Source organism: Corynebacterium sp. H130 (assembly GCF_037572395.1).
Taxonomy (GTDB): Bacteria; Actinomycetota; Actinomycetes; order Mycobacteriales; family Mycobacteriaceae; genus Corynebacterium.
This window is the reverse complement of the sequence record NZ_JBBHLA010000005.1, coordinates 199,817-218,544: the sequence shown is the minus strand read 5'-3', so window position 1 is coordinate 218,544 and position 18,728 is coordinate 199,817. Positions and strand designations below refer to the sequence as shown.

The following is an 18,728-nucleotide window of genomic DNA, read 5'->3' as shown; positions in this document are numbered from 1 at the left end:
TTACAACTCCCACGTCACCGGCTCAGCTCCGGCTGCAACCAAATACTCATTTACCCTCGAAAATGGCCGAGAACCGAAGAATCCCCTGCGTGCGGAAAGCGGTGACGGATGAGCGGATTCAATAACCGGGGTTGATCCCAGGAACGGCTTGATGCTCTGTGCATCGCGTCCCCACAGCACTGCCACCAGTGGCTTGTTTCGGGCAACCAGGGCCTCAATTACGTGCTGAGTGATTGCCTCCCAACCGAGCCCGCGGTGCGAACCCGCCTGCCCAGGAGCTACCGTCAGCACTCTGTTCAGCAGCATCACGCCCTGATCCGCCCAAGGGGATAGGTCACCACAGGTGGGAACCGGCAAGCCGAGATCCTGCGAGTACTCAGCAAAAATGTTGTTCAAACTGCGAGGCAAGGGGCGAACGTCAGGAGCCACGGAAAACGACAAGCCCATCGCATGCCCTGGGGTGGGATAAGGATCCTGCCCCATGATCAGAACCTTCACTTGATCAAACGGAGTCTGGAAGGCCCGGAACACGAACGCCTCCGGAGGAAGGAAGTTATCTCCCACTTTCCCTCGCATGGCGATGCATTCAGTTTTGATGTCGGCAAAGACGGGTTCCCACGATGGATGCATGGCTAGAAGCTTACCCAGCCTGCGGTGGTGGATGGCTCTGCGCCGTCGACAAGCACGCCAAAATTCCCGGCCTTTACAACGCGCCCGATGCGGCGGAACCCACTAGGAACCGCCTGCGCCGTGGTCGCTAGCAGAGTATGATCCTCCCCGCCGCCGAGAATCCAGGCCCAAGGATCTGCGCCTAAAAGCTCGGCTGCTTTGAGTTGCAGCTCGTCGGGTGCGATGGCGTCGGACTCGAGGTCGATGGTGACTTTGGAACGCTCCGCAATGGTGCCAAGGTCTGCGACGAGGCCATCGGAATTGTCCGTCATGGAGGTCGCGCCCGTTGCACGCGCGATCACACCACGGCCTGGAAGCAGCGAGGGACTCAGGAACCCCTGGACTAATGGCTCGAATTCCTCCGGCACCCCCGCACGACCGAACCTGCTAAGCAATGCGAGGCCCGCGGCAGAATAGCCAATCTTTCCTGCTGCGACTACCTGTTGCCCGGGGCGAGCACGATCCAGTGTGAGGGGGGCAGCGGACCCGCCCAGCGAACCGATGGCAGTCACGGACAAGGTGAGATGCTCGCCACCGGTCACGTCGCCACCAACGAGTTCGGCATTGTAAAACGCCACCTGCGTCTCCACGCCACGGGCAATGCCTTCGATGGTGGCCACCGGCGTGCACTCAGGCGCCGACAGCCCCAACACTGCAGCTACCGGGCGCGCGCCCATAGCCTCAATGTCGGCGAAATTCTGCAAAATGGCACGTTGACCGATCTCTTCCGGAGTGGACCAGTCCTGCCGAAAGTGCCGACCCTCCACCAACAAATCCGTGGTGACCACGGTGCGGGAATTGGGGGCCGGATGACCGAGCACAGCGGCATCGTCACCATTGCGGGACGACGGCGCTACCGCCACAATTCGGGCGATGGTCTCGCGCTCGCCGATCTCACCAATTGTCAGTGGTGTGGAACTCAATGGCCATCCTTTGCTGCCTCGCAGGTTAAGCTGTCAATACTATGACCGCGAAAACCCAGGTTAATCGAACTCCCCTGTACATCGCTCTCGCCATGGCAATCGTGCTGGTCCTCGGCGTGCTCATCGGAGCAAAATTAGTGTATTCGAAGGCAGCGCACCAGCCCATCGCGATGGCGGCGCTCAACACCCCGGACGCTACGTCCCCCGAGTGCTCGGCGCTTATCGACGCCCTTCCCCGCGAACTCCTTGGGCACGACCGCGCCACTATTGCTGACCCAGCCCCCGAAGGTGCTGCAGCCTGGTCTTCTAATTCCACGGAGCGCGTCACGCTGCGGTGCGGCGTCACACTCCCGCTGCAGTACACCTCCCTGTCCACGTTGACCTCGGCCGAGGGCGTGGATTGGTTGCAGGTCATCGATGCGACCCCTGGTTCAACCATGCAGACCTGGTATTCCATCGGCACCTTCCCAACGATCGCAGTGACAGCGGATGCTGCCTCCATGAAGAACCGCCCGTCGCCGGTGGTCGGGCTAGCGAGCGCGTTGGGCAAGTTGAAAGAGGCAGAGCCAAAACCGAATCCGATCCCACTGTCGGGATTGGACTCACCGAATTCTGCTGACCAGCAGTGCACCGCGCTGCTGCAAGCCCTTCCGGCCTCCCCTGCCGAAGGATATGCCCATGCACAGCTCGACCTGCCTGGGACCATGGCGTGGACCAAGCAGGGCCACGAACCGATCATTGTTCGTTGTGGCGTGAAGGATCCGGAGAACTACCAGGCAGGCGCTCGTCTGAACCAGGTGGATGATATCCCGTGGTTTGAGGACACGAAACTGGCCAACGGCACGACCGCAGGCACCTACTTTGCGATGGGTCGCTCGGTCAATGTGGTGATGTCGATGCCTAGCGATGCCGGTAATGCCGCCATCACTGCTGTCACCAAGGCAGTTTCTGCCAATACGAAGGCTTCCTAGCCTAAAGCGAATCGTTCCCGTGAAATTGCCGGATCCAAGTGGTTTCCGGCGATTTCACGGGTGTTAAGTAGAGAAATGTGTGTCCGGTCGGTGTGTCGTTGGCCGGACGATTTGTGTCTTTAGCCGAGTTTAGGAACCTGAGTTTCGGAGCGGAAGCGGTCGATTTGCCCTCGGTTGGAGGGAATTCATCCCTAAACTCGGGTTCTTAAACTCAGGCTTCCGGGTTAAACCCTGAGGTCAAGCCTGGGTGAAGTAAAGAGAAGTTAGCCTCGCACGAGTGCACGCTGGATAAGGATGTCCAGCAGCTCTTCGTAGGCAACACCGGAGGCTGCGAACATCTGCGGGTACATCGAAATTGGCGTGAAGCCAGGCAGAGTGTTGATCTCGTTGAGCACCGGCCCCTTGTCGGTGACGAAGAAATCAACACGGGCAAGACCATCACAGTTGAGGGCCTTGAAGGTCTCGATTGCCAAGGACTGCACCAATTCCAACGTTGCTGGAGGCAGCGGAGCTGGGATATCAGCGGTCACGACGTCATCGAGGTACTTGGTGTCGAAACCGTAGAACCCTTCGTCCGAGGAAGAGGTTCCGCGCAGCATGGATGGGTAGGACGCAACCAGCGTGCCATCCGGGTACTGGAGCACACCGCACTCGACCTCGGAGCCGATGATTTCGGCTTCCACGATGACCTTCTTGTCATGCTCAAAAGCGAGCTGGATCGCTGCTGGGAGATCCTCCCAGGAGGCGACGCGGGAAATACCGATGGAGGATCCGCCACGGGCAGGCTTGACGAACACTGGCAGGCCCAGCAGCTCTTTCTCCGCCTCTGTCAGTTCGGTACGGCCACGCAGGATGACCTCGCGACCAATCGGCAGGCCCTCTGCAGCAGCGAGCTTCTTGGTGTACTCCTTGTCCATGCCATTGGACGATGCCAGCACGCCTGGCCCCACAAATGGGATACCGGACAGCTCGAACATGCCTTGGATGGTGCCGTCTTCGCCGAAACGACCGTGCAGCACTGGGAAGATGACGTCCGCGGTGGCGAACAGGCTGCCGTCCTCGTAGCGCAGCTCGCCACGAGTCAGTGGCTCAACAGACAGGGAAAGGCCACGCTTGAAAGCAACGGTCGGCAGTTCTCGACCGGATCGTTGCAGCACCGAAGGGTCGCTTTCGCCGACAGTCCAACGACCGTCTTGGGTAATGCCAACTGGAATGACCTCGTACTTTTCGGGGTCAATGTGGCTCATGATGGCGCCTGCGGAGACGCAGGAGACGGAGTGCTCGGAGCTACGGCCTCCGTAAACGACTGCTACTTTGATGCGAGTATTGGACACGCGGTCAATGATACTACTCAGATTTTTTGGATCGGCCCATCAACGCGGAAATCATGTCGCCTACCGACATATCTTTGTGGCACACCGCGTGAACTGCGTTAGTGATCGGCATATCGATGCCATGGTCGTCGGCAAGCGCCTTGATCGCGGCGGAGGCGATGACGCCCTCCGCTACCTGCCCGTTTGTGGCTGCGCGAGCCTGATCGAGGGTCTGGCCACGACCGAGTCGTTCGCCGAAGGTGCGGTTGCGCGACAGCGGTGAGGAGCAGGTGGCGACGAGGTCGCCGAGGCCCGCAAGCCCCGAAAGCGTCCGAGCATCCGCGCCAAGGGCTACGCCGAGGCGGGTGATTTCCGCGAGTCCGCGGGTGATCAGCGTGGCGCGCGTGTTTTCGCCGAGCCCCATTCCCACGGCCATGCCACAGGCCAGCGCGATGACGTTTTTGCAGGCACCGCCGATTTCGCAGCCGACTACGTCCACGTTGGTGTACGGGCGGAAATACGGTGCGGAGGCTGCTGCTTGAATGAGTTTGGCTCGGTTCTCATCCGGGCACGCAATCACTGTTGCGGCTGGTTGCTCCAGGGCAACTTCCTTGGCAAGGTTCGGTCCGGACAGCACCGCAACGCGGCTTGGATCTGCCTCCGCTACCTCGGCGATCAGTTCCGACATCCGAAGGTGGGTGTCGCGCTCGATACCCTTCGCCAGCGATACCAGCGATGCCTCTTGCGGAATCAGTTCGCGCCAAGCCTCAAGATTCGCGCGCAACGTTTGCGACGGCACCGCGAGCACCACGATGTCCGCTCCATCCAGTGCCTGTGCCGGGTCCGCGGTCGCGCTAATCGACGCCGGAAGGATCAAAGACGGCAGGTACTCGGAGTTCTCGCGAGTGATTTGGATGCGCTGCGCCTGTGCTTCCCTTCGTGCCCACAGAGAGACGGTGTTTCCGGCATCGGCGAAGACTTTCGCGATCGTCGTTCCCCATGAGCCAGCTCCCATGACCGCGACTTTGACCACCGTCGGCCTGCCTTTCCTTGAAGTTGTTGTGAATGCGCCCACTTTGGCGTGCCAAACGTGCAGATCGGCGACGAGTCGACAAAGATGGTGACAAATACTGAGCTTATCTTAAGGGCCAGTGTAGTTAAGTCAGCGAAGGAAGAACCCATGTCTAGAAATCCTGCGAAGCATCGTCATGAGATCGATAAAGATGTGGAAAACGATCTCGCTGTGACGGGCCGATTCCAGCAGATCGTGAGCGATCCAGCCAAGGAGTACAAGCGCTCCACGTTGGCGGCCGGAGCTGTGCTCTGGCGCGGAGACATCACCGATATTGACTCCATTGAGGTCGCCGTCATTCACCGCCCGCACTATGACGACTGGTCCCTGGCAAAGGGCAAAGTTGACCCAGGTGAGTCACTGCCGGTCACCGCTGCCCGCGAAATCGTTGAGGAAACCGGTTACGAGGTGCGCCTCGGCAAGCTGCTCGGCAAGGTGACCTACCCAGTCTTGGACCGCACCAAGGTGGTCTACTACTGGACGGGCGAAGTGCTCGGTGGCGAGTTCACTCCGAACGACGAAGTGGACGAAATCCGCTGGGTGTCCATCCGTGAGGCATTGGATTTGCTTTCCTACGAGGTCGACCGCAGTGTGCTGGCAAAAGCAGAAAAGCGCTTCCGCCTCCCCGCGACCACTCGTATTCTGTACGTTCGCCATGCCAAGGCGCATGATCGTCGTACCTGGTCCGGGGATGACAACCTGCGGCCACTGGATAAGAAGGGGCGTCGACAAGCGGAACTGCTCGCACCGTTGCTGCTCACCTACCGACCAACCGAGGTCTACTCCGCGCTCCCCGACCGCTGCCAGGCCACCGCAGCGCCCATCGCCGACGAGCTCGGCGTCCCGGTGCAGGTGGACGAGCTGCTTGGCGACGACGCCTGGCTCAGTCACATGGCGAAGGCCCAACTCCGCTTCGAGGAACTCGTAGCAAGTGGAGGCACGAAGGTCGTGGTGGCGCAGGGAACGATCATCCCTGACATGATCGCAGCCATGTCCGCCAAGGGGCGCCTGCCACTTGAGGAACTTCCGTGCAAGAAGGGCTCTGTGTGGGTGCTCAGTTTCAATAATGGCGAGCTCACCGGCGCTGACTATTTGGCCAGCGCCCTGCCGGTGAAATAGGAGAACCTGTTTCTTACAGCGTCTTCGGCTTGAAGGAAGCCCGCTTCGCTTCGAAGCCGTTGATGACGTCTTCGTTGCGGAGGGTCAGGCTGATGTCGTCGAGGCCTTCCATGAGGCGCCAGCGGATGTAGTCGTCGATCTCGAATGGCACCACGACGCCATCTGCGGTAATGGTGCGGTCCTCCAGGTTGACGGTCAGTTCCAGTCCTGGGTTTGCCTCCATCATCTTCCACAGCAGTTCCACGTCTTCCTGGGAGCATTGCGCTGCCAGCAGTCCTGCTTTGCCGGAGTTACCTCGGAAAATGTCGGCGAAGCGAGAAGAGATGACCACTCGAAACCCGTAGTCCATGAGCGCCCACACTGCGTGTTCGCGGGAGGAACCAGTACCGAAGTCGGGGCCCGCGACTAGGACAGAGCCATTCTTGTAGGTGTCTTGATTGAGGACGAAAGATGGGTCCTTCCGCCAGGAGGCGAAGAGACCATCTTCGAAGCCGGTGCGGGTAACGCGCTTGAGGAATACCGCTGGGATGATCTGGTCGGTATCCACGTTGGAGGCCTGCAGGGGCACGCCAACTCCGGTGTGGGTGGTGAACTTTTCCATGATTGCTCCTTACAGGTCTGCTGGGCTGGCGAGATGACCGGCAACAGCGGTGGCTGCCGCGACGGCTGGGGACACGAGGTGGGTGCGACCGCCCACGCCCTGACGCCCCTCGAAGTTGCGGTTGGACGTTGAGGCAGAACGCTCCCCTGGTGCGAGCTGATCTGGGTTCATGCCCAGGCACATCGAGCAGCCCGGCGCGCGGAACTCTGCGCCGAAGTCTTCAAAGACCTTGTCCAGGCCTTCTGCTACAGCCTGCTCCCGTACTCGTGCAGAGCCTGGGACGACAAGCATGCGGGTCTCGGCAGCGATGGTGCGGCCACGGACGATCTCCGCTGCGGTGCGCAGGTCTTCGATTCGACCATTGGTGCAGGAGCCCACAAAGACGGTGTCGATCTTGATCTCGCGAAGTGGCTGACCTGGTTCAAGCCCCATGTAGGCGATGGCCTTTTCAGCAGCTGCGCGTTCGCTATCTTCGGCAATGTCTTCTGGGTTCGGCACTGCCGCGGACAGTGGAGCGCCCTGACCTGGGTTGGTCCCCCAGGTGACGAATGGGGTGAGGGCGGAGCCGTCGATATCGACGACGGTGTCGAAGACTGCATCGTCGTCGGTGCGCAGGGACTTCCAATACTCGACGGCTGCGTCCCAGTCAGCACCACTTGGCGCGTGCGGGCGGCCCTTCAGGAACTCGAAGGTGGTCTCATCTGGGGCGATCATGCCGGCGCGGGCTCCAGCTTCGATGGACATGTTGCAAATGGTCATGCGGGCTTCCATCGACAGTTTTTCGATAGCTGAGCCGCGGTATTCGATGATGTGCCCCTGGCCGCCACCGGTGCCGATCTTGGCGATGATCGCCAGAATCAGATCTTTCGCGGACACGCCGTCGGCAAGCTCGCCGGAAACGTTCACCGCCATCGTCTTGAACGGTTTGAGTGGCAGGGTCTGGGTGGCCAGCACGTGCTCGACCTCGGAGGTGCCGATGCCCATCGCGATGGAACCGAACGCGCCGTGGGTTGAGGTATGGGAATCACCGCAGACGACGGTCATGCCGGGTTGGGTCAGTCCCAGCTGCGGTCCCACCACGTGGACGATGCCCTGTTCGATGTCACCCATTGGGTGCAGGCGGATGCCGAACTCCTCAGCATTCCTGCGCAGCGTCTCAACCTGTGTGCGCGAGATCATGTCCTTAATCTCTTGGATCGCGCCGGTGGTGACACCTACAGTAGGGACGTTGTGATCTTCGGTAGCGATGGTCAGATCTGGGCGTCGCACCTGCCGACCTGCGAGGCGGAGTCCATCGAAGGCCTGCGGTGAGGTCACTTCGTGAACGAGGTGGAGGTCAATGTAGATAAGGTCAGGCGCTCCTTCTTCGCCTTTGGTAACGATGTGATCGTTCCATACCTTTTCTGCCAGGGTTAATCCTGTGCCCATTGCGAGCCTCCTACAGCCTCAGTGGTTAAACTAAAACTCAATTCGGATTGAATTCCACATATTGAGATGTTAGTATCATAGCATGGAACATGCTAGCACAAGTGACATTTCCAGCGGCATTAAAGTCCTCGACCGCTCCGTGTTGATTCTGCAGGCCGTTGCCGATGGTCCCCGCTCCCTCGCACAGCTCTGCGAAGACACCGATCTCCCCCGCGCAACAACGCACCGCCTAGCGACGGCACTGGAGGCCCACGAATTCTTAGCCCGTACCGAAGACGGCCGGTGGCGCATCGGACCCGGGCTTGTTTCTTTGAGCTCCGGGCACGGTGACCTACTCATCGAGGCAGCTACGCCACTCATGCACCAGCTCATGGAAGCCACTGGGGAATCCGTCCAGCTCTATCGACTATCCGGCAACACTCGCCTCTGTGTCGCATCCGTCGAGCCCGCATCGGGCCTACACAACACCGTCCCAGTGGGCTCGCGCCTTTCCCTCACCGCGGGTTCCGCAGCGCGCATCTTTGCAGCTTTTAGCCCAGATGACGTGAAGTCCCGCGTATTGAACGAGGCGAAATTCTCCGCTGCAGACCTGGAAGAAGTTCGCAAGAACGGCTGGGCTGCCTCTTTCTCCGAGCGCGAACAGGGCCTCGCTTCCGTATCCGTTCCCGTTTTTAATACCTCCGGCGCAATTGTCGCAGCCCTATCTATTTCCGGACTCGATGCTCGCTTCCCACGCGACGCCGGCGAAAAATGGGGGTCTCTACTCACGAAGGCAGCAGCACAACTCGTGTCATAGGTAATCAAATATATGACCTATAGGCGCAAACTTGGGGTATATTCATCTTCAGGCTTACCCAACCAGGAGTGAACCCGTGCCCCTACCACAAGTAAATTCGCAGCATATCCAGCTGTGTTATGCAGGCGCCTATCTAGGCAGCATCAAGGGCGAGAGTGCAATTACCGTCGAGGCAGCTGCCGCGGAATGCCGCATCGACGTACATGAGGCTCGACGCCTCTTCCCGACCGATGACGCTCTCAGGTCTGCGGTCCGCGAATTCGCTTTTGCACGGTTACGTGAATACGCGCCTGTTACTCCGGGCGCATCCATCGAAGAGCAGATCAACGAGCTGGTCTTTGGCGCCTTCCGCTTGGCCTCCACTGAGGGGCATGCCTACCGCATGATCATCAAGTACCCACCTGCTACGGGTGAATTTCCCGAGGTGTTCACTGAGTTCGCCAAGAATGTTTACGAGCAGAATATTCCCCGCGCGGAGGCCAAGATTCGCGCCATCCTGCTCGGCCTCAATGGCCTGTGCTTCCTCACCGTTTACGGGGTGGCCCGCTCCCTTTCCCCTGTAGTGAAAAACCGTCTATTCGATACCTTTGCGCAGGCAGCGACCCGGCTCATTTACACCGATGACTTCGAAAAGCTTGAGCCTTCGCGCTTCACTCCGGTCGAACCAATTGAGCTCGCTGACCCCGAGCGCACCGCCATCTACGAAGCTGCGATCCTCTCAAGCATTGATCACATCGGTGCAGCCCCCATGCTCAACGACGCTGCCAAGCGCGCAGGCATTCCACTGGGGCGTGCCCACGCGCTTATCGACGGCGATGCTGCCCTCCTTAATGAGACGATCCAATACGCGGAGAACAAACTCGCCCACTACCAGCGCACGCAGTTCGTCGCCCTGCCCGATCAGCGCTCCCGCCTCGACCGCCTCAAGGCGATGGCGCTGGGATATATCGGGTACGCGATTGAAAATCGAGACGAATACGTGGTCGGCTTCCTGTGGGCCAACACCCCGATTGTCCCAAGCAGCCCGCTTCGCGAAGAAAAATCCGACTCCGGCGCAGACGTCTTTGGAGTGTTGCTGAAAATTATCGGAGAGGAATCGCCCAACCCGCTCACCCAATTCGAGTTCGCGTTTCTCGCCTGGTCGCTCGTCTCTGGTATCGCAGACGTCATGTCGAACGGTTTTCTCAGCGACCTCCCAGAGGATCGCAAATGGGCAGCGGCCTCCGAGATGGTGGACGCTTTCTGCAGCGTGTTTTAGGAGAAACAAACATGAGTCCCGTCGAGATTCCGGAAACCGCGCGCGAGCTCGTCGATAAGGCGCGGAACATTGTCGCGTTCACCGGCGCCGGGATGAGCGCCGAGTCGGGACTCCGGACGTACCGTTCGCCAAAGACCGGGCTGTGGGAAAACGTGGATCCTACCGCAATGGCCAGCATCGATGCGTGGGCGAAGGACCCGGAGCCGATGTGGCAGTGGTATTTGGGGCGCCGAGAGGAAGCTGCTACTGCGCAGCCAAATGCGGGACATCGCGCGCTGGCGGGCATTCCGGTTATCACCCAGAACATCGATGATCTGCACGAACGTGGCGGTTCGGAGGAGGTTGTCCATCTGCATGGCAGCTTGTTCGAGTTCCGCTGCACCATCTGTGCGCGCCCTTATCGGGGACCTTTGGGGCCGGAGCTGATCGAGTGTCCACTATGCGAAAACCTCATCCGTCCCGGAGTGGTGTGGTTTGGGGAAATGCTGCCATCCCGCGAATGGAACCGAGCAGAGGAATTAATTCAAAATTGCGATTTGCTGATTGTGGTGGGCACGTCGGGCATCGTCCAGCCTGCGGCTTCCCTTCCCCTTCTTGCACCTCGGGTGCTTGAAATATCTCCTGATGAAACTGTGCTTTCCGCCGCTGCGGACTACTCCTGGCGCACCACAGCGGCTATCGGCTTGCCTCAGTTGTTACACTGAAACTATTAAAATTTTACTCGGCTTTCTAAAGCGCCGATAGGATCGAGCCACTATATATTTTCCGGCTACGACCACCCGCCATCGTCTGCTAACAGCCGGCACTTACATTGCCAGCATCGAAGGCTGTGCCCGCGCGACGCTGCCGGAATCTGCAGCTGAGGCCAGAATTCCTCTTAAAGAGGCATATTCCCTATTTTCTTCACGTGCGGAGTGCGAACGTGAACTCCTCGCGTTTATCGAAAATCGGATGTTGACTTTTGAGTCCTACGATCCCACGGCTTCTGGAAGAATGTGCCGGGTACATCTACGGCGGACTGGGGCCGGAGTATTTCGGCGGTTAAAGCCATAGTCCCATCCGAGAATTCGGAATTAAAATACGGTCAGAACTGACATTCAAAATGAAAAAGGCAGCCAGCGCGTAAGCTCTGACTGCCTTTTCTTTTTGTACCCCGTACGGGATTTGAACCCGTGTTACCGGCGTGAGAGGCCGGCGTCCTAGGCCGCTAGACGAACGGGGCTCGCTCGCTGCGATAGCGACTAGGCAATAGTAAACGCCAGGTTACTTTTTCACCAAATCACACCACTGAGCTGGGATTACAGCTGTTCAAAACAGTGCACTCTATGACACCAAAGTACCCCGCCACCTGGACGGGGTACTTGGTTAATAACGCATCGGCTAGCTCTGACTGAGTCTCACAACTTAAGTCGGCTGCTGTAGTGGAAGTTTCGTTTGCTCCTATTTCTCGGGAACAACGTCCACTGTTTCTCTGCGGGGAAAATTTTGCCGAGTGTGCAATCAGTTAGCCTGATCTGCGGACACTTTCTGCATTCACTTTCCTTCTGCTAGCTCCACCTTCGCGCATTTCGCGCCTTCTCGAAGGTTCGGATTATGGCTGTGCTCGCTGTACAGAAGCGGTGACGGCAGCGTGTCGAAGTCTCTTCGCCTCTACCATGCACTCTCCTATCCATGTCGGTTACTTTGTAAGCCATACAACGTTGTATACCTGCAGCATATGCGTTCATCCCCCATTTGAAAAGCGGTTGTGATAACTTCCATTCCCGAAAGGTTATGACCAGTTTTTCACTTTCCCTTCACATTCCATTCACCCCTACGTAGAATGGTTAAGGCTGCTTTTCGACGACCAATTCTTTACTTTCTTGAGCCTCGATTCGTAACCTATTCCGGGCCTACGCTTAAGACATGAAGCGGCTGATCATTTCTCTCACGGCTGCCACCTTGGTTGCCTGTGGCTCCCCGAGTTCTCCTGAGCCAACAATCGTCACCACGACATTGACAGAGGAGCCTACGGTAGCTGCAGCTCCGGCTCCCGCAACTGAGCCACCTGCCCCTGTGTCTCCACCGCCATCCACGCCTGAAGCTGTCCAGGATGACCTCATGCGCTTCCTGATGACGAACCCTCAACCGGGTACGCCGGTCGTTATTGACGGCATGCAGGCCACAACCTGCATCTACGGCGACGGTTACGGGCTTCATCTTGTCGCAGCGGGCCCAAACACGAGCTGCGAATTCGCCAAAGCCGTGATGGGCGCACAAACTTCGGACCTCAATGCTTCCAGGCAAAACGTACGGGACTACCTCAAGCCCGAGGTCTCCGTCACCAGCCCGGTGACCGGCGAGCAGTACACCATGCGCTGCGTCGCCGAGCCAACCAAACTCATTCGCTGCACCGGTGGCAACGACGCGACTGTCATCCTTTACTAGCGCAGTGGGTCGAAGCGCTTCATCATCGGATCTTGTTCCCCGGTGACGATCTGACGAGCCAGCAGCTTGCCGGTCGCAGGCCCAAGCACCATGCCCCACATGCCATGGCCGCCGGCCACGAACACGTTCGGAGCCTTCGTTTCACCGATCAACGGCAATCCGTCAGGGGTCACCGGGCGCGAGCCCACCCATTGATCCTGCAGGTCCTCGAAATCGAGGCCGCGGAACATCCGCTTCGCGTGGCTAACCATCGCCTGGATACGTCGTGGCTGGAATGGCTCGTCCGGTCCGCGAAACTCCATCGTTCCGGCGATGCGGAAACGACCTTGGTACGGGGTGCAGGCCAGGCGCTCATGAGGCAGATACACCGGATATTTCACCGGTTCCTCAGTGTCCACGGTGAAGGAATATCCGCGGCCTGCCTGCACCATCTGCTTCACACCCAGCGGTTTCGCGAGCTGCGGCAACCACGCGCCCGTCGCAATCACCACCGTATCCGCGGTCAAGAACTCCCCATTGGACAGCTCCACCACGGGAGCCCTCGTTGAGTTCACACTTTCCACCCGCACGCCCGTCTTGATCACGCCACCGCGCTTCTCGACGGCTGTCGCCAGCGCCTCCACAAAAGGTGCCGGCTCAAAGAACCGCTGACCATCTAGCCGGTAGGCCACCGTCGCCCGATCAGACAGCTGAGTTACCAACTCACGGGGATCGGCAAGGCGCTCAAAAGGAATGTCCTGCCCATGACGACGTGCGCCCTCAATTTCCTCCAAGAAGCCCTTGGATTGCTTCTCATCCTCGAAGGCGACCACGAATGGCCCCTCTTGCGTCCATGATTCAACGCCCCCGTCGATTAGTTCATCGAATCCCGCGAGGGCGATGACGTCGATAGGCGTCAGGCCCGCCATCGTGTCGTCCCACGCCTTCTGGTGCGCGCGAGCCATGAACCGGGCACAGAATTCCCAGAGCTTGAGGTCGACGCGTGGCGGGACGGACATGGCGGCGTCGGGATCAAAAAGGGCTTGCGGTCCGTAGGCCCAGAGGGAGGAGTTGGACAGCGGGATCGACTTGCCTGGCGTGAGCCATCCTGCATTTCCCCAGGAAGAGCCCGCTGCCACGCCTGCACGGTCAATCACCGTAATCTCGTGGCCAAACTCCTGCAGGTGCCAAGCCACGGATAGGCCGACCATGCCGGCGCCGACAATTATTGTCTTAGACAATCCCCAACCTCCAGTTAATAGTGTGCTAGTGGTCACACTACCTAAGGTCGGAAATGAATGCCTGCGCATTTGCAGAAAACAAAAACTCCCATCCTTCGAAAAGGATGGGAGCTATTTTGTACCCCGTACGGGATTTGAACCCGTGTTACCGGCGTGAGAGGCCGGCGTCCTAGGCCGCTAGACGAACGGGGCAGGACTACTGTTGTTTTAGCAGTACAGTGAACTGCTGCTGGCCTACCAGGACTCGAACCTAGAATGAGGGTACCAGAAACCCTAGTGTTGCCAATTACACCATAGGCCAATGTTTTCCAGCGATCTGCTCGCTGTGCAACGAGGAATACTATAACCACAAGGGTGCAAGTAGTACAAATCCGCTGGTCATTTGACTGCGATAGCCTCACTACAGACTCCCCTGCTCTCGGAATCATTTCACAACCCGAGGGCCATCTCTTGGCAATGCCTGCTGTTCCAAGAGATCAAGACAACAGCCGGATTTGGTAGAGCAAACTATAGGAAACCGACGAATTCGTCAGTCTGCTTCACCAAATCCGGCAGCGGGGTCTATGCGAACGGCGTCTGTTCCAAGAGATCAAAACAAAAGCCGGATTTGGCAGAGCAAACTGTAGAAAACCGACGAATTCGTCAGTCTGCTTCACCAAATCCGGCAGCGGGGTCTATGCGAACGGCGTCTGCTCCAGCGCCTTCTTCAAGCGGAACAGGGTGGATTCCTTGCCCAGGAGCTCCATGGATTCGAAAAGTGGTGGGGACACAGCTTCACCGGAGATGGCGACGCGGAGCGCGCCGTAGGCCTTGCGTGGCTTGAGCTCCAGGTCCTCGATGAGGGCCTTGGACAGGGCTGCCTCGATAGCCGCCGTGTCAAAAGTCTCCAGCTCGGAGAGTACGGAGATAGCGACCTCGAGAGGCTGCTTCGCATCTTCCTTCAAGTTCTTGCGGGCGGACTTCTCATCCAGGGTCAGATCCTCGTCAGCGGTGAAGAGGAACTTCACCAGGTCCCAGCCCTCGGAGAGGGTCTTGATGCGGGTCTGGGTCTGCTCTGCCAGGAAGGCGAACTTCTCGGCGTCGTAGTCTGCTGGGAAGGAAGTGTATTCCTCCAGGTAGGCGCGGAAGCGCGCTGCGAAATCCTCAGCAGACAACAGGCGGATGTGATCGGCGTTGATGGAGAGCAGCTTCTTCTCATCGAAGCGTGCTGGGTTGGAGAGCACGTCCTTGATGTCGAAGTTCTCCACCAGCTGCTCGACGGAGAAGATGTCCTGGTCGGAGGACAGGGACCAGCCGAGCAGTGCCAGGTAGTTGAGCATGCCTTCTGGGATGATGCCGGCGTCGCGGTGGTTGAACAGGTTGGACTGTGGGTCGCGCTTGGACAGCTTCTTGTTGCCCTCGCCCATCACGAATGGCATGTGTCCGAACTCTGGCGTAAATTCTGCAACTCCGATGCGCTGCAGCGCCGCGTACAGGGCGAGCTGACGCGGGGTGGATGGCAGCAGGTCCTCGCCGCGCAGGACGTGGGTGATGCCCATAAGGGCGTCGTCAACTGGGTTGACCAGGGTGTACAGCGGAGCGCCGTTGGAACGGGCGACCACGTAGTCAGGCTGGGTTTCGGATTTGAAGGTGATCTCACCGCGGACGAGGTCGTTCCAGGTCCAGTCCTGTTCCGGCATGCGCAGACGCCACACTGGCTTGCGCCCCTCGGCCTCAAATGCTGCGATCTGCTCGTCGGTCAGGGTGCGGTCGTAATTGTCGTAGCCGAGCTTCGGGTCGCGGCCGGCGGCCTTGTGGCGCTCTTCCACTTCTTCTGCCGTCGAGTACGCCGGGTAGACCTCTCCGGCGTCGATAAGCTTCTGCAGCACGTCCTTGTAGATGTCCATGCGTTGTGACTGACGGTACGGCTCGTGTGGGCCGCCCTTCACGACACCTTCGTCCCAGTCCATGCCGAGCCACTCGAGGGATTCGATGATCGCCTGGTAGGACTCTTCGGAGTCGCGGGCGGCGTCGGTGTCCTCGATGCGGAAAATGAGCTTGCCGCCGGTGTGGCGAGCGTAAGCCCAGTTAAACAGCGCGGTGCGGACCATGCCGACGTGCGGGGTGCCGGTAGGTGATGGGCAGAAACGTACGCGTACTTCAGTCATGACACACAAGTCTAGTCCAGTAAGCTTGTTGAACTATGAGCAACCCTCGTCCGTCCACCGCCCCCGACTTCCTCCTTTCCCGCACCCACGGCTCGGTGCGCACCCAAGGAAGCTCGAGGACGTTCACGGACCCGGCTGAGGCGATCGCAGCGCTGAAGAACGGCGAGGCAGAGATGGTGGTCGGCGCGATCCCATTCCTGCGCGGTGCCCCGTGCGCGCTCACCGTCCCGGAGACGATCGTGCGCGAGGACGGCCCTCTCGAGCCCCACTCCTACTACCGCATGGGCCCCGGCTCGATCCTGGAGGCCCAGATCACCGGCTTCGACCCCGCTCCTGACGAGCACGTCGAGCGGGTCGCCGCGGCCGTTGCGACGCTGCAAAACACCGCACTGGAAAAGGTAGTGCTCGCCCGCGCCGTGGATATTAGCTTCTCGACGCCGGTGGATCCCCGTCTTGTCGCAGCAAGGCTGATCGACAATTCCCACAACTTCGACGGCTTCATTGCCGATCTGGGGCCTGTTGACCGTGGCTTCCTGGTCGGCAGCTCCCCCGAAGTGCTGATCAAGCTGCAGGGTTCCACCGTGACTGCCTATCCCCTGGCGGGCTCGGCCCCGCGTTCAGCAGACCCGGTGCAGGATCACGTGGCTGGCGAGGACTTGCGTGCCAGCACAAAAGACCTGGCTGAGCACCGCTTCGTGGTCGATCACTTGCTGCGACTGCTGGAACCGGTGTGCTCTACCCTATCGGCACCTTCCGTGCCTGAGCTGACAAAGACCGATGAGATGTGGCATTTGGCCACGCCAATTGTGGGCACGCTCGAAAGGGAGATGAACGCCCTGGAGCTGGCGCTTCTGGTTCACCCAACGCCAGCGATTTGTGGCACCCCGGTGGACGCTGCCGAAGCGCTCATCGAGTCCGTGGAAACCCCACGTGGTTTCTACGCCGGCGCCGTCGGTTGGTGCGACGCCTCCGGAGACGGCGAATACATGGTCGCCATCCGCTGCGCGGAAGTTGCGCCCGATGGGCTCACAGCACGCGCCTGGGCAGGTGGCGGCATCGTCGCATCCTCTAATCCTGAGGCCGAACTGGCGGAGACGGACGCGAAACTTAGGACGATTCTTCGAGCTCTCGGACTGTAGCCTTAAGCAGCAAATCATCCTTGTGATGCTTGCCGTCGCCATGGGAAACGTGGCGTGGCTTCTTAATGATCTCGATGTCCCATTCGTCGCCAAGTAGCTCGGGTGCATTATGAGGCATGAGGTAGTCTTCCGGTTTTTGGTGTCCGGGGAACTCATGATGCAGAAGGATCAAGGTGCCACCCGGTTTCAGAGTCGCCTTAAGTTTGTTACCAGCATCTTTAGCCAGTGGCACGTAGCCTGCAAAAACCAGGTCGAATTGTCCAAGCTCCAGATCTTCAAAGGTGCCCACATGTAACTCAGCCTCGGGGCACGCCGTGCGAGAACGCTCAATCGCAGTCGGAGCAGGATCAACACCAGTTACCTGCCAACCTTGCTCATGCAACCACTTCAGGTCAGCGCCTTCACCACAGCCGATGTCAAGGGCTGCGCCCGGGGTCCAACCTTGGACGGTAGCGACCAGATTTTCGTTAGGATTGCCGCTCCAGACCTGCTCTTTGGAGGCGTAGAGCTCTTCGAAATCGTGGTTCATAGTGTCCTTTCAGTTCAACCGTGAGTTTAGGAACCCGTGTTTCGGGGCCAACAAGTGCCGAAACGAGCCGTGCCACCCCGAAACTCGGGTTCCTAATTGCACGATTGCCAGTTTTGCTTTAGGAGTCGTCGACTCCAGCCTATCTCCGAAGCCACACACCGGGTTTGCTCCCAGGGACAAGCACAAACCCGAGTTTAGGAACCCGTGTTTCGGAGGGAATGGACGTCGAAAAGCAAGAAAACGGGCTGTGCCACCCCGAAACTCGGGTTCCTAAACTCACGAGTCACCGGATAACACGGCCCGCCCAGCTATGACTAAAAGCTACGCCCGCTCGACTGGGTTGCCGAGCTTGCCGATGCCCGGAACTTCGATTTCGATGAAGTCGCCAGGGAACATTTCCTTTGTGCCCGCTGGGGAGCCGGTGGTGACGACGTCGCCTGGGAGCAGGGTCATGGAGGCGGTGATCATTTCCAGGATTTCGCCGAAGGTCTTGATCATCTGGTTGGAGTTGGAGTCCTGCGGCGTGGTGGTTTCGCCGTTTTGGGTCAGGTGCGCCTTGATGTTGATGTTGTCGAACTCGAACTTGGACAGGTCGGTTTCGATCCATGGTCCCATCGGAGCGAAGGTGTCGATGCCTTTTGCACGAGCCCATTGGCCGTCGGAGAACTGCAGGTCACGGGAGGAGACGTCGTTGAGGATCGTGAAGCCAAGGATGTAGTCCTGCCAGTCCTCAGCCTTGACGTTCTTGCATGGGCGGGAAATGACCATGGCTACCTCGCCCTCGAACTCGACCTTGGTGGCGAAATCAGGGATTTTGATGGCAGCGCCTGGGCCCACCACTGCAGTGGAAGGCTTAATGAAGATGGTTGGAGGCAGGGATTCTGCACTCTTCTTAAAGACCTCTGCGACGTGATCTGCGTAGTTGCGACCGAGTGCCACGATCTTGCCTGGAAGCATTGGAGCGAGCAGGCGCACCTCTGACAATGGCCACTCTTTACCGGTAAACGTTGGGGCCTCAAAAGGGTGCCCTGCGATCTGCTTTGCGGTGGTTCCTTCGTCGTCGATGACGCAGAAACACATTCCTTCAGGGGTGGCAATTCGTCCAATTCGCATAGG

General features: G+C 59.1%; 17 protein-coding genes and 3 tRNA genes. 7 read left to right on the top strand and 13 right to left on the bottom strand.

Features of this window, described 5'->3' with window-relative positions; translation table 11 throughout:
- Both WG939_RS10860 and WG939_RS10855 read right to left on the bottom strand, forming a co-directional pair.
- A complete protein-coding gene (locus WG939_RS10860) occupies window positions 1-630 on the bottom strand; it encodes a uracil-DNA glycosylase (RefSeq protein WP_339985651.1) in 630 nt (209 codons plus the stop codon).
- 2 nt (window positions 631-632) lie between these two features.
- Window positions 633-1,592, bottom strand: a complete 960-nt coding sequence (locus WG939_RS10855) for a thiamine-phosphate kinase (protein WP_339985649.1) — start codon at window positions 1,590-1,592, stop codon at window positions 633-635.
- 41 nt (window positions 1,593-1,633) lie between these two features.
- Between WG939_RS10855 and WG939_RS10850 the strand changes: the two genes are divergently transcribed.
- Window positions 1,634-2,563 carry a DUF3515 domain-containing protein gene (locus WG939_RS10850; RefSeq protein WP_339985647.1) on the top strand — a complete coding sequence of 310 codons (930 nt, stop codon included), beginning with the start codon at window positions 1,634-1,636 and terminating at the stop codon, window positions 2,561-2,563.
- A 263-nt stretch (window positions 2,564-2,826) separates the two neighbouring features.
- On the opposite strand, the gene WG939_RS10845 is transcribed toward WG939_RS10850, so the two are convergent.
- Both WG939_RS10845 and WG939_RS10840 read right to left on the bottom strand, forming a co-directional pair.
- Entirely contained in the window at window positions 2,827-3,897 is a 1,071-nt protein-coding gene (locus tag WG939_RS10845) for a D-alanine--D-alanine ligase family protein (RefSeq protein ID WP_445227903.1), read from the bottom strand.
- Between the two features lie 13 nt (window positions 3,898-3,910).
- Window positions 3,911-4,891: an NAD(P)H-dependent glycerol-3-phosphate dehydrogenase gene (locus WG939_RS10840; protein WP_445227902.1), complete on the bottom strand. Its 981-nt coding sequence runs from the start codon at window positions 4,889-4,891 to the stop codon at window positions 3,911-3,913.
- A 165-nt stretch (window positions 4,892-5,056) separates the two neighbouring features.
- Here WG939_RS10840 and WG939_RS10835 point away from each other — a divergent pair, with 165 nt between their 5' ends.
- Complete coding sequence (locus tag WG939_RS10835) at window positions 5,057-6,067, top strand: NUDIX hydrolase (protein WP_339985642.1); 1,011 nt, start codon at window positions 5,057-5,059, stop codon at window positions 6,065-6,067.
- A gap of 13 nt (window positions 6,068-6,080) precedes the next feature.
- Here WG939_RS10835 and leuD read toward each other — a convergent pair whose 3' ends face one another.
- Both leuD and leuC read right to left on the bottom strand, forming a co-directional pair.
- Entirely contained in the window at window positions 6,081-6,668 is a 588-nt protein-coding gene (gene leuD, locus WG939_RS10830) for a 3-isopropylmalate dehydratase small subunit (protein WP_339985640.1), read from the bottom strand.
- Between the two features lie 9 nt (window positions 6,669-6,677).
- The gene (gene leuC / locus WG939_RS10825) at window positions 6,678-8,096 is read right to left on the bottom strand and encodes a 3-isopropylmalate dehydratase large subunit (protein ID WP_339985638.1); all 1,419 of its coding nucleotides are present in this window, start codon (window positions 8,094-8,096) and stop codon (window positions 6,678-6,680) included.
- 82 nt (window positions 8,097-8,178) lie between these two features.
- On the opposite strand from leuC, the gene WG939_RS10820 reads away from it, so the two are divergent.
- The 3 genes from WG939_RS10820 to WG939_RS10810 all read left to right on the top strand — a co-directional run bounded on the left by WG939_RS10820 (window position 8,179) and on the right by WG939_RS10810 (window position 10,854).
- A complete protein-coding gene (locus WG939_RS10820; RefSeq protein ID WP_339985636.1) occupies window positions 8,179-8,892 on the top strand; it encodes an IclR family transcriptional regulator in 714 nt (237 codons plus the stop codon).
- Between the two features lie 76 nt (window positions 8,893-8,968).
- Window positions 8,969-10,150: a WHG domain-containing protein gene (locus tag WG939_RS10815; RefSeq protein WP_339985634.1), complete on the top strand. Its 1,182-nt coding sequence runs from the start codon at window positions 8,969-8,971 to the stop codon at window positions 10,148-10,150.
- A gap of 11 nt (window positions 10,151-10,161) precedes the next feature.
- Window positions 10,162-10,854: an NAD-dependent deacylase gene (locus WG939_RS10810; protein WP_339985632.1), complete on the top strand. Its 693-nt coding sequence runs from the start codon at window positions 10,162-10,164 to the stop codon at window positions 10,852-10,854.
- Between the two features lie 445 nt (window positions 10,855-11,299).
- Here the strand turns inward: WG939_RS10810 and WG939_RS10805 are convergent.
- A tRNA-Glu gene (locus tag WG939_RS10805) sits at window positions 11,300-11,372 on the bottom strand.
- 683 nt (window positions 11,373-12,055) lie between these two features.
- On the opposite strand from WG939_RS10805, the gene WG939_RS10800 reads away from it, so the two are divergent.
- Window positions 12,056-12,577, top strand: a complete 522-nt coding sequence (locus WG939_RS10800; protein ID WP_339985630.1) for a hypothetical protein — start codon at window positions 12,056-12,058, stop codon at window positions 12,575-12,577.
- Here the strand turns inward: WG939_RS10800 and WG939_RS10795 are convergent.
- From WG939_RS10795 to gltX, 4 genes are all read right to left on the bottom strand, one after another.
- Entirely contained in the window at window positions 12,574-13,767 is a 1,194-nt protein-coding gene (locus WG939_RS10795) for an NAD(P)/FAD-dependent oxidoreductase (RefSeq protein ID WP_445227908.1), read from the bottom strand. The two genes, WG939_RS10800 and WG939_RS10795, sit on opposite strands and share 4 nt — an antisense overlap.
- Before the next feature lie 149 nt (window positions 13,768-13,916).
- Window positions 13,917-13,989 (bottom strand) — tRNA-Glu (locus WG939_RS10790).
- 37 nt (window positions 13,990-14,026) lie between these two features.
- A tRNA-Gln gene (locus WG939_RS10785) sits at window positions 14,027-14,098 on the bottom strand.
- Between the two features lie 373 nt (window positions 14,099-14,471).
- A complete protein-coding gene (gltX, locus tag WG939_RS10780) occupies window positions 14,472-15,944 on the bottom strand; it encodes a glutamate--tRNA ligase (protein WP_339985626.1) in 1,473 nt (490 codons plus the stop codon).
- Between the two features lie 35 nt (window positions 15,945-15,979).
- Between gltX and WG939_RS10775 the strand changes: the two genes are divergently transcribed.
- On the top strand, window positions 15,980-17,083 hold the full coding sequence (locus WG939_RS10775; RefSeq protein ID WP_339985623.1) for an isochorismate synthase: 1,104 nt from the start codon (window positions 15,980-15,982) through the stop codon (window positions 17,081-17,083).
- Here the strand turns inward: WG939_RS10775 and WG939_RS10770 are convergent.
- Both WG939_RS10770 and WG939_RS10765 read right to left on the bottom strand, forming a co-directional pair.
- The gene (locus tag WG939_RS10770) at window positions 17,052-17,612 is read right to left on the bottom strand and encodes a class I SAM-dependent methyltransferase (RefSeq protein ID WP_339985621.1); all 561 of its coding nucleotides are present in this window, start codon (window positions 17,610-17,612) and stop codon (window positions 17,052-17,054) included. The genes WG939_RS10775 and WG939_RS10770 overlap by 32 nt on opposite strands.
- A 321-nt stretch (window positions 17,613-17,933) precedes the next feature.
- Window positions 17,934-18,725 carry a fumarylacetoacetate hydrolase family protein gene (locus tag WG939_RS10765; protein ID WP_339985619.1) on the bottom strand — a complete coding sequence of 264 codons (792 nt, stop codon included), beginning with the start codon at window positions 18,723-18,725 and terminating at the stop codon, window positions 17,934-17,936.
- Between the last annotated feature and the right edge of the window lie 3 nt (window positions 18,726-18,728).

Bases quoted from the DNA above. Each gene is read 5' to 3' on its own strand.
- WG939_RS10860 (WP_339985651.1), bottom strand. From the start codon at position 630: ATGCATCCATCGTGGGAACCCGTCTTTGCCGACATCAAAACTGAATGC.
- WG939_RS10850 (WP_339985647.1), top strand. From the start codon at position 1,634: ATGACCGCGAAAACCCAGGTTAATCGAACTCCCCTGTACATCGCTCTC.
- WG939_RS10840 (WP_445227902.1), bottom strand. From the start codon at position 4,891: ATGGGAGCTGGCTCATGGGGAACGACGATCGCGAAAGTCTTCGCCGAT.
- WG939_RS10835 (WP_339985642.1), top strand. From the start codon at position 5,057: ATGTCTAGAAATCCTGCGAAGCATCGTCATGAGATCGATAAAGATGTG.
- leuD (WP_339985640.1), bottom strand. From the start codon at position 6,668: ATGGAAAAGTTCACCACCCACACCGGAGTTGGCGTGCCCCTGCAGGCC.
- leuC (WP_339985638.1), bottom strand. From the start codon at position 8,096: ATGGGCACAGGATTAACCCTGGCAGAAAAGGTATGGAACGATCACATC.
- WG939_RS10820 (WP_339985636.1), top strand. From the start codon at position 8,179: ATGGAACATGCTAGCACAAGTGACATTTCCAGCGGCATTAAAGTCCTC.
- WG939_RS10810 (WP_339985632.1), top strand. From the start codon at position 10,162: ATGAGTCCCGTCGAGATTCCGGAAACCGCGCGCGAGCTCGTCGATAAG.
- WG939_RS10800 (WP_339985630.1), top strand. From the start codon at position 12,056: ATGAAGCGGCTGATCATTTCTCTCACGGCTGCCACCTTGGTTGCCTGT.
- WG939_RS10795 (WP_445227908.1), bottom strand. From the start codon at position 13,767: ATGGTCGGCCTATCCGTGGCTTGGCACCTGCAGGAGTTTGGCCACGAG.
- gltX (WP_339985626.1), bottom strand. From the start codon at position 15,944: ATGACTGAAGTACGCGTACGTTTCTGCCCATCACCTACCGGCACCCCG.
- WG939_RS10775 (WP_339985623.1), top strand. From the start codon at position 15,980: ATGAGCAACCCTCGTCCGTCCACCGCCCCCGACTTCCTCCTTTCCCGC.
- WG939_RS10770 (WP_339985621.1), bottom strand. From the start codon at position 17,612: ATGAACCACGATTTCGAAGAGCTCTACGCCTCCAAAGAGCAGGTCTGG.
- WG939_RS10765 (WP_339985619.1), bottom strand. From the start codon at position 18,725: ATGCGAATTGGACGAATTGCCACCCCTGAAGGAATGTGTTTCTGCGTC.